Annotated in this window: 13 protein-coding genes; 10 read left to right on the forward strand and 3 right to left on the reverse strand. The window is 61.4% G+C overall.

Going from position 1 to position 14,572, the window contains the following annotated elements; all coding sequences use genetic code 11:
* Nucleotides 1–3: 3 nt before the first annotated feature.
* The 10 genes from tssJ to OHD58_RS23210 are packed head-to-tail and all read left to right on the forward strand — an operon-like array spanning nt 4 to nt 11,405.
* Nucleotides 4–456 carry a type VI secretion system lipoprotein TssJ gene (tssJ, locus tag OHD58_RS23165; protein WP_263805909.1) on the forward strand — a complete coding sequence of 151 codons (453 nt, stop codon included), beginning with the start codon at nt 4–6 and terminating at the stop codon, nt 454–456.
* 37 nt (nt 457–493) lie between these two features.
* Complete coding sequence (gene tssK / locus OHD58_RS23170) at nt 494–1,828, forward strand: type VI secretion system baseplate subunit TssK (protein WP_263805910.1); 1,335 nt, start codon at nt 494–496, stop codon at nt 1,826–1,828.
* Between the two features lie 4 nt (nt 1,829–1,832).
* Nucleotides 1,833–3,170 (forward strand): type IVB secretion system protein IcmH/DotU, encoded by a 1,338-nt coding sequence (gene icmH / locus OHD58_RS23175; protein WP_263805911.1) that lies wholly within the window; start codon nt 1,833–1,835, stop codon nt 3,168–3,170.
* A 1-nt stretch (nt 3,171) separates the two neighbouring features.
* Complete coding sequence (tssM, locus tag OHD58_RS23180; protein WP_263805912.1) at nt 3,172–6,708, forward strand: type VI secretion system membrane subunit TssM; 3,537 nt, start codon at nt 3,172–3,174, stop codon at nt 6,706–6,708.
* The gene (gene tagF / locus OHD58_RS23185) at nt 6,690–7,232 is read left to right on the forward strand and encodes a type VI secretion system-associated protein TagF (protein WP_263805913.1); all 543 of its coding nucleotides are present in this window, start codon (nt 6,690–6,692) and stop codon (nt 7,230–7,232) included. Before tssM ends, tagF begins: the two co-directional genes overlap by 19 nt.
* Nucleotides 7,232–8,332, forward strand: a complete 1,101-nt coding sequence (locus OHD58_RS23190) for a DUF2169 domain-containing protein (protein WP_263805914.1) — start codon at nt 7,232–7,234, stop codon at nt 8,330–8,332. Before tagF ends, OHD58_RS23190 begins: the two co-directional genes overlap by 1 nt.
* A complete protein-coding gene (locus OHD58_RS23195) occupies nt 8,329–9,348 on the forward strand; it encodes a 3-oxoacyl-ACP synthase (RefSeq protein ID WP_263805915.1) in 1,020 nt (339 codons plus the stop codon). Before OHD58_RS23190 ends, OHD58_RS23195 begins: the two co-directional genes overlap by 4 nt.
* Nucleotides 9,345–9,731, forward strand: coding sequence for a DUF4150 domain-containing protein (locus tag OHD58_RS23200; RefSeq protein WP_263805916.1), 387 nt, complete (start codon nt 9,345–9,347; stop codon nt 9,729–9,731). Before OHD58_RS23195 ends, OHD58_RS23200 begins: the two co-directional genes overlap by 4 nt.
* On the forward strand, nt 9,724–10,422 hold the full coding sequence (locus OHD58_RS23205) for a hypothetical protein (protein WP_263805917.1): 699 nt from the start codon (nt 9,724–9,726) through the stop codon (nt 10,420–10,422). Before OHD58_RS23200 ends, OHD58_RS23205 begins: the two co-directional genes overlap by 8 nt.
* A 26-nt stretch (nt 10,423–10,448) precedes the next feature.
* Nucleotides 10,449–11,405 carry a hypothetical protein gene (locus tag OHD58_RS23210; protein WP_263805919.1) on the forward strand — a complete coding sequence of 319 codons (957 nt, stop codon included), beginning with the start codon at nt 10,449–10,451 and terminating at the stop codon, nt 11,403–11,405.
* A gap of 1 nt (nt 11,406) precedes the next feature.
* On the opposite strand, the gene OHD58_RS23215 is transcribed toward OHD58_RS23210, so the two are convergent.
* Genes OHD58_RS23215 through OHD58_RS23225 form a run of 3 tightly spaced genes read right to left on the reverse strand, consistent with a single transcriptional unit; the run spans nt 11,407 to nt 14,527 of the window.
* Nucleotides 11,407–11,748 carry a hypothetical protein gene (locus tag OHD58_RS23215; protein ID WP_263805920.1) on the reverse strand — a complete coding sequence of 114 codons (342 nt, stop codon included), beginning with the start codon at nt 11,746–11,748 and terminating at the stop codon, nt 11,407–11,409.
* Nucleotides 11,748–12,188 carry a DUF6484 domain-containing protein gene (locus OHD58_RS23220; protein ID WP_263805921.1) on the reverse strand — a complete coding sequence of 147 codons (441 nt, stop codon included), beginning with the start codon at nt 12,186–12,188 and terminating at the stop codon, nt 11,748–11,750. The genes OHD58_RS23215 and OHD58_RS23220 overlap by 1 nt, the downstream gene beginning before the upstream one ends.
* An 8-nt stretch (nt 12,189–12,196) precedes the next feature.
* Nucleotides 12,197–14,527 (reverse strand): type VI secretion system Vgr family protein, encoded by a 2,331-nt coding sequence (locus tag OHD58_RS23225; protein ID WP_263805922.1) that lies wholly within the window; start codon nt 14,525–14,527, stop codon nt 12,197–12,199.
* Between the last annotated feature and the right edge of the window lie 45 nt (nt 14,528–14,572).

The following is a 14,572-nucleotide window of genomic DNA, read 5'->3' on the forward strand; positions in this document are numbered from 1 at the left end:
CGCATGATCCACCGGCGCGACTTTATCCTTGCCCTTGGGGCGACAGGGCTTGTTACCGCCTGCCAGAGCGGACCACCGAAGCCATCAACCGTCACCATCAACCTGGCAGGCCAGGCGGGGATGAATCCGGGACCCGGCGGCGGCGATCGGCCAGTAACGGTTCTCATCATGCGGCTGAAGAGTGCAGGCAAGTTCAATTCCGCGGACTATTTCGCGCTGCAAGGTGATGCCGGTACGGCGCTCGCGGGCGATCTTGTCGGATCCGACTCGATTGCGGTTGGGCCAGGCGCGACCGCTTCGAAGACGATTACCGTCGAGCCCGAGGCAACGACGCTGGGCTTCGTGGCGCTGATCAGAGAGCCGGGCGGTCGGACTTGGCGAACCACCAAGTCCGTCTCGCCTGGATCGACAGTCACGATCAACGCAAGGATCGGAAGCGGCGGTATTTCCGCATAGCGCGAAGGCAGGGGTGATTGGTGCAGAAAGTGGCGGCATGAGCGACACAAACAGAGTGCTGTGGTCCGAGGGATTGTTCCTTCGGACGCAGCATTTCCAACAACAGGATCGCTTTTTCGAAGCGACCGTGCGCGGCACGCTGCAAGCCGGGCATCTTCAGACGTTCGGCTTTAGAACGCTGACGCTCGCCCCGGCGCAACTCGAAGCGGGCCAGGTTTCGGTTCTCTCCGCGCGCGGCATCTTTCCCGACGGAACGCCATTCGCGATCCCGGACACCATGGATGCACCGCAGCCGCTTGCAATAACGTCCGAGATGGGCGGTGGTCCGGTGCTGATCGCCTTGCCACTGGAACCCCCCGGCGGCGTCGGCTTCGATCCTGCACACGCCGGATCGACCGGAGCGCGTTATCGCGGACGCATCGTGTCGGTGCGCGATGCCGTGCAGGGAGGAGCCGATCCCGAAGAAATCGAGATCGCCCGACCGCAAGCGCTGCTGCTTGCCCCCGGCAAGTCGATCGGCGGCTACACCGCATTACCGGTTGCCGAGATCAAAGGACTTTGCGCCGACGGCGGCGTGGCATTGGACGATACGTTCCTGCCGCCTGCCTTGGCGACCGGAGCGGTTGCCTGGTATGCGCAGCTTCTCCAGGAAGTCATCACCGGCCTCGACCAGATCTCCGAAGCACACGGCAAGATGGTGCTGGGTGGCCCGGGACGCAGCGTTGAAGATCTGCTGATGCTCAACCTCGCCAACGCGGCTCGTCCGCGGCTGGCGCATATGCTGGCACAAGAGGTCTTCCATCCGGCCGAGTTGTATCTCGAGCTTGCCGGCCTTGCCGGTTCGATGGCTACCTATGGCTCGAGCGCGCGACGGCTGGGCGAGTTGCCTGCCTACGACCACATGGCCCCGGGGGCGGCCTACACGGCACTGGCCGATACCTTGCGCTCGCTCATTCTCAGCTTGCGCTATATCGAGCCCAAGTCGCGCGCCCTGCCCGTCATGCGGCATTCCACCAATGTCTGGAAGGTTCGAGTCGACAATCCGAAGCTGCTGGTGGCCAGCCGCATCGTCGTCCGGGTCGGCTCCGAATTGTCTGAAGACGCCCTGCGCAAGATATTTGTGAATCAGGCGACAGTCGGTGCCGCCGACGAGTTCGAGGGACTATGGAAATCACGCCTGCCAGGCATTCCGTTAAAGCCCCTGCATTCGCAGCCACGTGAAATTCCCTATGACGGCGACCGACTTTGCCTTGAACTCGACCAGCGCAGCGAGCATTGGGCCTCGCTCCTCGATGCACCCGGTTTCGTTATCGGTGTTTCGGGCGTGCTCCCGAGCGAGCCGCAGGTCGATTGCTATTCGGTAAACAGGTGAGACGATGAGCAAGGACGATCCTTTCGGCCTCTCGGAGGATCGTGAGCGTACCCGCATACGGCTGGTCGGGTCGCCCATGCCAGGGACTCCAATGCCACGCGCGCCGATGCCCATGCAGCCGGGCACCCCGGTGAAACGGTCTCGCTCGCATCCGAATGCGCTGGTCAATGCCTTCTCGCCACTGCTTGAATTTGCGCCCGAAATGGAAAGCGCGCTGCCACCGGAAAATCCGGAGGCTCTGCGTACCCGTCTGCTCGACGAGCTTATCCGGGCGCGAGACGCGGCGATAACGGCCGGGTCCTCACTCGAACGTGCGGATCAGGCCGCGTGGGTGGTAGCCGCGCTGCTGGATGATCTCGCGTTGAACACGCCTTGGGGCGGAGCCAGCGCCTGGCCGCGCCAGCCGCTCGTCGTCATGCTGCGTGGCGATGTTGACGCCGGCACGCAATTCTTCGCCAGGCTGGAAGAGCTTGAGCGGCATCCCAACCGTGATCGCGAGTTGCTGGAGTTGCAGTACCACTGCATGGCGCTCGGCTTTCGCGGCAAATATCGCGTACCGGGCCGTTCCGGAGATCGCTCGCTAAATGCCGTCCGTGTCGCCGCGGCACGCTTCCTGCGAGATCCGGACGCCGAAGGTGCGCCACTCTCGCCAAACTGGAAAGGCGTCATAGCTTCCGACGAACCCGCGCGCTTCACAGTCCCCATTTGGGTGATGGTGGCCGCCGCCGCAGTGCTCGCCACGGCAATCCATATCGCGCTTTCAATGAGCCTGAGCAGCCAGGCCGTCGAACTTTCCGCACTGGTCCGCGCACTTCCGCCGCCAGATCGTGCGCAAATTCAGCGCGTTTCACCCAAAGCCGAGGCACCGCCGCTGGAGACAGTGGATTTTGCCCTGCTGCCTGAGTTCGAGGCCGCCGCTCCCGCAGAATTGCGGGCAGCACTCAAGGGAACTGAAAGCATCTCGCTCGCCAAGCTGGTCGTCCAGAGATCGAACCCCGAACTGTTCCAGTCATCGCGCGCGCAACTGACAGAAGGCTTCGAGCCGCTCATCGGTTCGATTGCCAAGGTAATCCTCGAAAATGAGGACCTGATCGGAAATATCACAGTGGTCGGGCACACCGACAGCATTCCCCTGCAGAGGAGCAATCCACTCTCGACCAACCAACGCCTGTCGGAAGCCCGCGCCGCGACTATCGCGGAACTCCTGGTCCAGAACGGCGTGCCTGAAGGCCGGGTCCGTTCAGAGGGGCGCGCAGCCACCGATCCAGTAGCCGACGACAGCACCCGTGAAGGCCGGGCATTGAACCGCCGCGTCGAGGTGCTTGTCGAGAAGAGGCTCTGAGATGTTCATCCTGCGCTTCCTCTGGTCCGTTCTGACATCCCGCTGGCTCTGGACGCTGATCGGCCTCACGCTGCTTTCGCTGGTCATCTGGATCTTCGGTCCGATCGTCAGGATCGGCCAGAGCGAACCATTTGCATCGGAGACGGTGCGTATCGTCCTCATCGCCCTTCTGGTCATCTTTTGGCTGATCTGGCTGATCGTCGCGCAGCGCAGGGCAATCCGCGCCAATCGGATGTTCGTTGCCGAAATCGCCGCTCCCGTCGTTGAAAAACCGCTCAGCCCGGGCGAAGAAAGCGTCGCCGCTGTCGGCGCCAAATTCCAGGACGTGATGGGTGAACTGCGCCGCCGCAAACTTGGCGGCCGCAAGTTCCTGCGTGAAATGCCGTGGTACGTGATCGTCGGCCCGCCGGCTACCGGCAAGACAACGGCGCTGCGCCAGTCCGGACTCAATTTTCCGATCGATCTGACCGACGATCTCCAGGGCGTCGGCGGCACCCGCAACTGCGACTGGTTCTTCTCCGAAAACGCGGTGCTGATCGACACCGCCGGCCGCTATGTCCAGCAGGAAAGCCAACCCGACGTCGATGCGGCCGAATGGCTGGGTTTCCTGGACCTGCTGAAGAGACACCGGGGACGCCGCGCGTTGAACGGTGTGATCGTTGCGCTTTCGATCGATGCACTTTCCGAAGGCGACGAGGCCATCAAGGCGCATGGGCGCAAAATCCGCAGGCGGCTGGCGGAACTGAATGAGCGGCTTGAGATCCGCCTGCCTGTCTATCTGATGCTGACCAAGGCCGACCTCATCAAGGGTTTCGAAGCCTTCTTCGGTGGCCTCTCGACCTCGGCACGCGAACAGGTGTGGGGGACAACGTTTGCCCTCGACGCACGCGTGGATGGCCAGACTGTCGCCCGCGAAATTTCAACCCTTGCCAGGGAACTTGAGCGGCGGCTCGTGCCGCGGCTTGAGGATGAAGACAAGCTTGCCACCCGTGCCGAGATATTCCGGTTCCCGGCCCAGGTCGAAAGTCTTTCAGAACCGATCCAGGTGCTGATCGACGCGATGTTCGGGGAAAGCCGTTACGAAGAAACCGCCTGGCTGCGCGGCATCTATCTGACCTCCGCGACGCAGGAAGGCGCGCCTATCGACCGCTTGACCGCAGCGTTGGCCTCTTCGTTCGGATTGCCGGCAAGGGGATCCATGCCGGCCTCACGAGTTGAAAAGCGCAGCTTCTTCCTTAGGAACCTGCTCACCGAAGTGGTTTTCAAGGAAGCCGGTCTTGGCACCTTCGATCCACTCGCCCAGCGCCGTCGCACATGGATATGGCGCGGTGCGGCTGCGGCTTCGGGCGCGGTTGCGCTGCTGGCGGGTTCTATCTTCACGTTCTCCTACTTCGACAATCGCAACGCCATTGCCACTCAGGCCACGCAATTCGAAGCCTTGCAGGCACCGCTGACGACGATTGCCGCGAGCCAGGCACCCGTGGAAACACCTGACCTCGATGTCGCGCTCGAAGCGATGGATGAGGTGGCGAATGCGAGGACCGAACCGCCAAGCGGCATCCGGGATCTGATCGGGCCAACGGCATCGCCGGAACTTCTGCGAGCGCAGACCGACGCCTACAACCATTCACTGCGCAACGTGCTGGAGCCACGCATGGTGGCTTTGCTCGAAGCGACGATGTGGCGTCAGATCCGCGAGCCGGACTTCCTGCTTGGCGCGCTCAAGACCTACCGCATGATGACGGGCTTGTCGCAAATGGATCCCGACTTTGTTCAGGGCTGGTGGGTGAACGATCTGCCCGAATTCGCGCCTGCCGCACCGTTTCCGACCGCCGACGCAGAGGAACATCAACTCGCAGCCATCCGCCGCATGGCCGTCGACGAGAGCTACATCGCACCGGACCAGGCGCTGGTTGCCGAAGCACTGAAGAGCGTCTGCACAATTTCGCTGCCGGCGCGCGCCTACAAGCAGCTGCTTGGCGATCCCGCAGTCGCCGAACTCAAGGAGTGGATTCCGGCGAACTTCGCAGGACCAAATGGAGCCAAAGTATTTGCCCGGCGATCAGACAAAACGCTCCGCGTCGGTGTTCCCGGAGCGTTCACCTATGACGGCTTCCAGAACGTCATCCTAGATCGGCTGGAGGACGTAGCGGCCCAGGCGGCGCTCGACCGGGCGGTCTTTGCCGGCGGATGCGAAGAAAACGCCGAGACGTCGGTGTCGGCGCTTTCGGAGGATATCCTTAAACTCTACTACGAGGACTACATCGCACAATGGGATAGTTTCCTTCGCGACATGAGGCTTGCCCCACTGACCGACCTTACGGTCGCCGGCGAAAACCTGAAGGATCTGTCCAGCGCGGATTCCGCTTTGAAACGCCTTGTTACGGCAGTGGTACGGGAAACCGAACTCACGCGGTCGGACGAACCGGCAGCTGATGACAAGGCCGCACCGAAGGGCGCCTCGAAACTGCTCGGCAAGCTTGGCAAGATCGGAAAGCTGGCCAAGAAGGGGGCAAAACTCCTCCCGCGTGCCGGCGCTGCGGCGGAAGTAGATCTTACTGGCGCGCTGGTCGCCGAACATTTCAAGCCGCTGAAAGGCGCCATCGCGGAAGTCGACGGTCAGCCGCCGGCGCTGGATGCCGCGGTGGTCGCGCTGACCGCGCTCTCGAACGTGTTGCAAACGGTCGCCGCCAACCCGGACCCGCAGGACGCAATCAAGAAGCAGGGTGGACTTGCCGAATTGACGGGAGCTGTGGCCAGGCAGGCCCAGATATTGCCCGACCCGATCGATGACTGGCTGGGCGGCGTTGCCGGCGACACCAGCGGCCTGACCGAGAGGGCCGTGACGTCGGAACTGAACGCCATCTGGCGCGCCGATATCCTGCCCTTCTGCCAAGCCGCCCTCAACAACCGTTATCCCTTCACCGCCGAAAGCGCGATCGACGTCAACGTGCGTGATTTTGGCCGCCTGTTCGGGCCGGGCGGCATGATCGACGCCTTCATCAATGACCACCTGATCAGCTACGTCGACACGGCAAGCCAGCCGTGGAAATGGCGCGCCGATTTCGGACTGGATGCTTCCGCGCTCGCCGCCTTCGAGCAGGCGCGGCGCATTCGCGACGATCTTTTTCCGGGCGGCTCGGGGCCTGTCATGAGTTTCACCCTGGAGCCGAAAGACCTGTCGCCGAGCGTTACCCGTGTCACGCTAAATCTCGATGGCCAAAGTCTTGTTTATTACAACAACGCGACGCGACCACAGCCGATGACTTGGCCGGGCAAGGACGGCACTGGCGTCATCACGCTCGCGTTCCAGCCGATCGACGGCTCCCCTGAAGTCATCGTCAGCGAGACCGGCAGTTGGGCGTGGCTCAGGATGCTGCGCAGCGGCCGCTTCACCGGCACCAAGCTCGCGGATGTCTACAGCCTGCGGCTGGGCGCCAAAAGCTATTATGCTGATTTCGAGCTGAAGGCTTCCAGCGTGGAGAACCCCTACAATCTCGAAATGTTCAAGAAGTTCACATGTCCGCAGAATATCTGATCCTGCCCGGCTTCTACGGCAAGCTGCCAACCGCGGGTGACTTCGTCACGAGGCGGCTGCCGTTCGATTTTGTCTATTTGTGGGACCGATGGCTCGCTCAGCATTTCGCCCCTCTGATTGGCTCGCAGCTCTGGCCCCCCCACGCCGCATTGCGCTTTCTCAAAGGGCCGGCGTCTTTCGGCGCGGCGGCGGGCATCATTCTGCAGAGTGCCGACAAGGTCGGCAGGCAGTTTCCCCTTACCATCGTCGCGCAGCTTCCCGAGGTGTCGATCGGCCTGGTGCGCGCCGAAAAATGGTTTGCCAGCATAGAGGAGGCTGGTGCCGACGCTCAGCTCGGCAACATGACACCTGATGAACTCGATGCCACGTTGACAACGATGCCGATGCCATCTGCCGACGTTGACGACGAGATCGTTAACGGCATGGTGGTCTGGACCGCGCATTCTGACATCTTCGACATCGACCCCGATACGCCGCAAACCGTGCTGGAGCAGGTTTTCGCAAGAAGCCGGGAGACCGGCTGATGCAAATCTGGAACCAGCTGGGCTATCCGCACGAGTTCACGATGGCGACCGACATTGTCGGCCATGATTGGGTGGTCGTCGTCGTAAAGGGCACCTTCGATTTTCCGGAAACACCGGGCGGTCCAGTGCGCAAATCCGCCGAGCAGGCACCGCTGGTTTTCGCCGATACACAGACCGGCGAGCCCGGCTATTCGGCGACGCTCTGGGAGACGGATTTCGCCTTTCGCAAGCCACGTTGCGATGTCGTCGCCAATGGCTATGCCTACGCGCCAGGCGGCCGGCCCGCAGAACGGGTACCGGTTGGGATAAAGGTCGGCAACTGGTCGAAGCTTTTCGAAGTGGTGGGACACCGCGAATGGCGCGCAATCGGTCCGGTTTTCACGTCGACCTCGCCGCAGCCTTTCATCAAGATGCCGATTACCTACGACAATGCCTGGGGCGGGGTCGACAAGCTCAATCCGGAAGACAAGCTCCCCGGCGCCTATCTGCGCAACCCCGTCGGAACAGGCTGGGCGCAGACGAAGAACCAACGCTTCATACCTGGCTTGCGGCTGCCCAACACGCAGGCCGTCGGCGAGGAGGTGCGCTCGCCCTTCGGCGAATACAAGCCGATGAGTTTCGGACCGATGGGGCGCGGCTGGCCCGGCCGTATCGAATTTGGCGGCACATACGACCAGAACTGGATCGACAACGTCTTCCCGTTCCTGCCCGCGGATTTCGATGAGCGCTATTTCCAGATGGCCCCGTCCGATCAGCAGATCGACCATCCGCGCGGCGGTGAAGAGGTGCAGCTGGTCAACCTGACGCCGGAGGGTCGGGTGAGCTTTCGCCTGCCTTCAACGGCGCTGCCGATCACACTGCTCAAGAGGCGCGTGAAGGCCTTCGAGGGCAACCTCTATCCCGATACAATCCTGTTCGATCCGGAAAACCGGCGTTTCTCGCTGGTCTGGCGGATCTCACAACGCATCCACCGCACTATCCTCGACTTCTCGGAATGTTGGATCGGCCCGCCGACGAGAGGAATAGAGCGCGCCTTTGCCACGGGCAAGGCCTATATCCGCTACCAGGTTGCAGGCCGCTTAGAGGACAAAGCCGCATGAGCGCCGGCCTCGATATCGTGTCTACCGGCATGGTGACAGCCGTGGGCCTTGATGCTCCATCGAGCTGCGCCGCGATGCGTGCAAGGCTTGATGGGTTTCAGCAAACCGGCTTTCGTGCCCCTGGCGGCGACTGGTTGGTCGGCGCGCCGGTGCCGCTGCCGCGTAACTGGCTCGGCGAGAAACGCCTTGCCCATATGGCTGCTGCTGCCATCTGCGAGGCGTTCGACGCGGTTCCCGAAGCCCGCGACACCGCCGCCCTGATCCTCTGCCTCGGCGAGGAAGACCGCCCCGGCCGCCTCGCCCCCAACTCCGCCCGCCTCGCCGCCCACATCGCCGAGATCATCGGCTTCGCCTCCCCCCATCGCACCCGTATCGTCGCCCACGGCCGCCCCTCCGGCCATGCCGCGCTCGACCAGGCCCGCCGCCTCCTCGCCGACCGCACCGTGCCCTATGTGATGATCTGCGGGGTCGACAGCTATTTGACGGGCCTGACGATCGGCCACTACCTCGCCGAGCGACGCCTTCTCACCCCCGACAACCCCAACGGCTTCATTCCCGGCGAAGGTGCCGCCGCCGTCCTCTGTACGCGCCCAGGCGCCGGCGGCTCCCTGCGCCTCTTGGGGCTCGGCCTGGCGCGGGAACAAGCATACATCTACAACACAGCCGACCTGCCGTTCCGCGCCGACGGCATGACGAATGCCTACAAGGCGGCATTCGCGGAAGCAGGTTGTCGCCATTCCGACATCGCGATCAAGATCGGCGACCTCCCCGGCGAGAGCTTCTGGTTCAAGCAGACCGCCCTCGCGATGCAAAGGACGCAGCGGGAGCCGGCCGACGTCCAGCCCATCTGGGTGATCGCGGCGAGTCTCGGCAACATCGGCGCCGCGGTCGCCCCGCTGATGCTGGGATGGGCTCTCACAGCCGCCCGGAAAGGCTACAGCTCTCGTCGGCCGGTTCTGCTTGAGGCTTCTGCCGATGGCGGGGCCTGCGGTGCTCTTGTGGTGACCGCTTCATGACCGTCTTCGCCAACAACCTGGAGATCTCCGCCAAGGCTCAGGGCTGCAAGGTCATCGCCGCCTTTCCCGACCCATGCTTCACGCCGCCGCAAACACCGGCCACTCCGCCCGGTGTTCCCATTCCCTATCCAGACTTTGGCCAAGATTCCGACCTGACCTCCGGCAGCAGCAAGGTCAAGATCGGCGGCAAAGAAATCAGTCAGGAAAACAAAAGCAACTATAGCAAATGCTCGGGCGACGAGGCCGGCGCCGCACCAAAAAAGGGGCTCATTACGTCGAAGAACACCGGCGCCGTATTCGCGCAGAAATGGTCGATGGACGTAAAGGTCCAAGGCAAGGGAGTTGCCCGATTTAGCGATATAGCGACCAGTAACCATGCCTAGCGAAAACCCGCCCGACTCAGCGCCGACTGTGCTCGTGGGTCAGCCTGGGCCGTCCGCTATCAATACAATCGATTGCCTCGTCGGGTCTTACAAGGACACCCATGTGGAGTGTGGCAATCGCGGAGGTCAGGCGCACCATATCATTCCCGACGAGTATTTTCGCAAAGTCGAATATAATCGGATTGCAGGTCATGCTGCAGCAGCAGCCGCGGCAGCGAGCGGAAAGCCGGATGCGTCGCGAGTGGACGATAGCTTTCCGACGATCGAGGACGGCTGCTGCATTTGCGTCGGCGGAAACGCCTACGGCTCGACAGCACAGGAGTCGGACCCACAGTCGCCTGAGGGCAAGGCGAACAAGGCAGCGATCCTGCAGAAGGGCGCGGACCATGCAAAAGCCGGCGGCACGGATCTGACCACGTCGCGCGGTCACGGCTTCCTGCATCAGATCGATGAAAGGTTCCGCGAGAGGCCCGAGCCGACGGTCGACAATGCATTGCAGGATGCAAACGACCTTCTGAACGAGCTCGTGGAATACGAGAACCCTCCAGATGCTGACTGTGTGGCAGTGGCGAAGGAATGTATAAAGAACCAGATGGCCGCGGCAAAGAAGAAGGGCGCAAAGCTGAACAAGAAGGCGCCGAGAAGCGAGGAGTCCAAAGCCAAGCGCCTTGAGAAGCTAGGACTCCCCTGACATAATTCAAATCGAGGTGACGACACATGTACGCTCTGCCCATCTCCGACACCACGGCCATCGCGGTGGACGACGCCGACGAGGATACGTGGTGGGTTCATGTCGTCGACTTCGCGGTCAAGACGTTCGAAAGCTTTTCGGTTGAGGGGGTGGGCCATGTCGATTTTGCGCACTACGATACCGGTTTCGGTCTACTCTGGATCATCTCGGACGGCACGATTTTCGCCATCAAGCGCTCGGCACAGCAACTTTTCGAAGTCGACATGCCGGAAGACCGGTTCTTTGCCTATTCGATGGTCGGCGAGGGGTCCCATGTCTATGTCAGCGGCGAGTATTCGAACCTCTGGCGCATTGCACTCCCCGCGCAGGAGTGGGAGCCGCTGCTGACGCCTGAGCCGAAGCCCCCACGGTCGGACAACGAAGAAGAGCAGACACGGCGGACCAGGGAGTACGCCCGGAAATACCCACCCTACTATTTTGGCTTCAAGTTCGGCTCTGACTATATCTTTTGCGGTGCACTGGGCGCTCTGGCCCGGGTCCGTGGCACGTCCGTGGAAACCCAGGCAATTGACACAGCCGCGCGTCTCGTTTCCGGTCGCGTCGAGGGCGCGCATATATCGCTTTCCGCCGACACACCCCGCGCTGAGATCTATCTTGGTGATTTCGACGGGGGGTTCGAGGTCATCTTTTCGGACAATCTCCGCGCGTTTCATCGAACGGCGCTGCATGCGGGTCGCCGCTACCTAGGCGTGGCGGAATACCCGCCCTCGAGAGTGGAAAACCTCTATGTGCTGGAAGCAGGTGGACCCGTTCTCGTCGAAACTGGAGCGGCAAGAGAACCTCTGACCTTGATCTCGCTATCTTCGACTGACACCGCGCTTTGGGCGATCGATAGGATCGGCATATTCCGGCTGTCGGATGGCGCCTGGACGCTTGTCGACATCGATGACCTGCGCAGCGGCGTGTGGCCAGCAGGCGGCTGAGCTATCCTGCAGGCAGGTTGGCGTTCAGATAGGCGCGCACCTTATCCAGGTTAAGGTCCGCGATCGGGATCGGCTTCTCCGCCGCCAGCATGCGCATTACGAAAAGCTCACCCGGCTCGGGAAATTCCGCGTAGCGTTCCTGTGCAATGCGTAGCCCATCGGCACCGGCGACACGAACACCATCCAAATGCGCCTCCAGCCGCTCCATAAGCTCTAGCTGCTCGTCATCCGTTTCGGGCTCTCCATCCTGGCTTAGCAGGTGGCTATCGTAAGCCGTCCACAAAAACGCGGCCATCTCGGCGTGCTGGCGGACGATGTTTTCGAGAACCGGCGGCTTTGGCATCAGTTCAGATTCACCGAACCGCCCCGGATGTGATTGGAGGCGCTGGCGTGGCTAACGAGGTGCGTACCCCGAATGGTGAGGTGTCCGTCTTTTTCCATAATGATGACCGACTTGCCGCATCTTAGCTCCAGCCGCTCGTTCGCATTAATCTTCACCCTTTCACCGTCTCGCACCACATGAGCGTCGGCGCGAAAGCTGTCTGCCTGTCGCTTCACGGGGTCGACAATCCGCCCGACAATCAGCGGCTTCATCGGATCGGCGTTTTCGAACAGAAGGGCAACTTCCGAGCCGATCATGTCGGACGACAGTTCGGCCAGACTGCGCGCCGGCAAGGCTGTTTCCTCGGGATTACCGGGAAAAACCACGAGCGGTCTGCCATGGTCGAACCCAAGCAACAGGCCGATTACTACTCCATCTATCCGTTCGTCGACTTTGTTCATCGGTGGCCTCAGTTCTGTTTTATCTCCGAGCCCTTCATGACGATATCGCTCGAAGCGTTGACGGTTATCTTTCCGGAACCCTTAACATTTATGTCCTTACCTTTGATGTGAATCGTCCCGTCCTTCTTCATAAGAATCTCGGCGCTGCCGGTTTTGATTGTGATCGATTCCTTGGCTTCAATCGTAAGGTTCTTGCCTACTACAATGGCCGCATCGTCGCCGACCTCAGTAAGACTCTTCTTGGCGATCTTAAGATTGCGCGCTCCACCTATTTGCGTCGAGTCATCCTTGGCAACCTTGGTCGAGCGGCCGCCGCCGATTTCGCTGCCTTGATCCTTCGCAATTTTGAAAGTCTGGCCGCCGCCAATCTGCACGCTCTGGTTCGAGGCGATTGTCCAACCATCCGCCGCCCCGATACTATGTGTCTGCCCCGCACCCACTGAGACCGACCGCGTCGCGCCAATTGTATTGCGTTGAAGGCCCCCGACGCTTCTCTGCTCCGCCGCCCCAACCGAGTCGATGCGCGCGGCGCCGACCGTGATTGTCTGCACCGCGCCAACCGTCTGCGTGTGAGCGATGCCGATCGTCTCGGTGGAATTGGAACCTATATTGATCGTCTCGTTGGAGCCGACCTTCAGCGAGCGGTTGACGCCGACAGTCTCGGTATCATTGTTGCCGATATTCGTCGTCTGGTCGACGCCCACCTTGACCGTCTTGTTGTTGCCGACGTCCTCATCGAGGTTCACTCCGACGGAATGCTTGGCATTGTTGTCGATGCGATCCGACTGATCGTGCTGCACCAGCTTGGTGCGGTCGTTCTTGATCAGCAGGTTGTGGTCCTTCTGCGCCTGGAAATTGACCAGTTCCGAGCCGGCCTTGTCCTCGAACATCAACTCGTTGTAGCCACCGCCGCCCAGCGACGAATTGGATTTCCAGCCTGATTGCGTGGCGCTGCCGGGCAGTCCGTAGGGCGGCATCTGCGAGGCATTATAAACACGGCCGGTGATGATCGGCTGGTCCGGATCGCCTTCGATGAAATCGACGATCACCTCCTGGCCGATGCGCGGAATCTGGATGAACCCCCAGCCGCTGCCGGCCCAGGTTTGCGAGACCCTGACAAAGCACGAACTGTTCTGATCTTTCTTGCCGAGCCTGTCCCAGTGAAACTGCACCTTCACTCGGGCATATTTGTCGGTGAATATCTCCTCGCCGGACGGGCCGACGACCGTCGCTGTCTGCGGCCCCCGCATGATGGGTCGTGGGGTTATGCGCGGCGGGCGATAAGGCAATGCGGTTGGAGCCACTCCGAGAACGACCTGAAAATTCTCGCCCTCGGTCTCGATCCCGCTTCGGTACCCCGGATCGAACAGCTTGTATTCGGCGCTGATCACCAGATATTCCTGGTTCTGGTCCTCTCGCGGGAAGCCGTCCAGCTTGAACGTGCACCCGGAGACCAGCCTCCGCACCGTCCCAACCGCGGCGATGCGGTTGTGTGCGGCTTGAATTTCCTCGCGCCGGATCGCCGCAATGCTGTCGCCACGCCCGACATCCAAATGCGCACCAGGCTGCCGGTAGTATTCGCCGGAGGCCTGTTTATGGCTGAAGGCCTGGGCGGATACCGCTGTCAGATCCGCACCCGGCTTCTGGAAATCGTAATCGTCGTGGGCATAGCTCCCAGGCCTTACGGAACTGCCGGGAATCCATTCGGTAATGTACTCGACATCGCGCCGGGCACCTTGCCCCTCGAAGTGATAGGGCACCGTTTCGTTACCCGGGGCGGGTTTCAGCTTGCTCATTGCATCGACAATGACGAGTGTGTGCTCACCATCGCCGTGCTCGAAGAAATACATGATGCCTTCGTGTTCGAGCAGGCGCTGCACGAAGTCGAGATCAGTCTCGTCATATTGCACGCAGTAGTCACGCTGCGGATAAGAGCCCTGCAGCCGTTTTTCGAACTTGACCGGACCGTATTTGGAGAAAATCTCCTCGATGATCTCGATCACGCTCATGTTCTGGAAGATCCGGCAGTCGGTGGCATTGCCGAGGAACCAAAGCCATGGACGGACAACCGCTTCGTAATGTGCAAGCCGGTCCTCAATCCGCGTAAGCCGGAACTCCGAGATGAGGCCGCTGAACCACCGTTTCGGATCACCGGATTCGCCCTCGATCGAAACGGCGCCACCCAGCATTTTGAGCGGATCGACGTCGGTATTCTCGCCTGCAAATCCCACGGTATAAGCAAAACAGCGACTAACTTCATCTCGGCCAACGAGATGCGTGAAAGTCAACATATCGGCGCCAACCGGTGTCTGGATGACTGTTGCACGATCAGTGGGCATAAGGGGCTCGTGCCTCTCCAGTATTGCAGCCGATCTTCTCTCGTT

Source organism: Mesorhizobium sp. ZC-5, from assembly GCF_025753855.1.
In the GTDB taxonomy this organism is placed as follows: domain Bacteria; phylum Pseudomonadota; class Alphaproteobacteria; order Rhizobiales; family Rhizobiaceae; genus Neomesorhizobium.

Coding starts and splice junctions, on each gene's coding strand:
- tssJ (WP_263805909.1), top strand. CDS start 4: ATGATCCACCGGCGCGACTTTATCCTTGCCCTTGGGGCGACAGGGCTT.
- tssK (WP_263805910.1), top strand. CDS start 494: ATGAGCGACACAAACAGAGTGCTGTGGTCCGAGGGATTGTTCCTTCGG.
- icmH (WP_263805911.1), top strand. CDS start 1,833: ATGAGCAAGGACGATCCTTTCGGCCTCTCGGAGGATCGTGAGCGTACC.
- tssM (WP_263805912.1), top strand. CDS start 3,172: ATGTTCATCCTGCGCTTCCTCTGGTCCGTTCTGACATCCCGCTGGCTC.
- tagF (WP_263805913.1), top strand. CDS start 6,690: ATGTCCGCAGAATATCTGATCCTGCCCGGCTTCTACGGCAAGCTGCCA.
- OHD58_RS23190 (WP_263805914.1), top strand. CDS start 7,232: ATGCAAATCTGGAACCAGCTGGGCTATCCGCACGAGTTCACGATGGCG.
- OHD58_RS23195 (WP_263805915.1), top strand. CDS start 8,329: ATGAGCGCCGGCCTCGATATCGTGTCTACCGGCATGGTGACAGCCGTG.
- OHD58_RS23200 (WP_263805916.1), top strand. CDS start 9,345: ATGACCGTCTTCGCCAACAACCTGGAGATCTCCGCCAAGGCTCAGGGC.
- OHD58_RS23205 (WP_263805917.1), top strand. CDS start 9,724: ATGCCTAGCGAAAACCCGCCCGACTCAGCGCCGACTGTGCTCGTGGGT.
- OHD58_RS23210 (WP_263805919.1), top strand. CDS start 10,449: ATGTACGCTCTGCCCATCTCCGACACCACGGCCATCGCGGTGGACGAC.
- OHD58_RS23215 (WP_263805920.1), bottom strand. CDS start 11,748: ATGCCAAAGCCGCCGGTTCTCGAAAACATCGTCCGCCAGCACGCCGAG.
- OHD58_RS23220 (WP_263805921.1), bottom strand. CDS start 12,188: ATGAACAAAGTCGACGAACGGATAGATGGAGTAGTAATCGGCCTGTTG.
- OHD58_RS23225 (WP_263805922.1), bottom strand. CDS start 14,527: ATGCCCACTGATCGTGCAACAGTCATCCAGACACCGGTTGGCGCCGAT.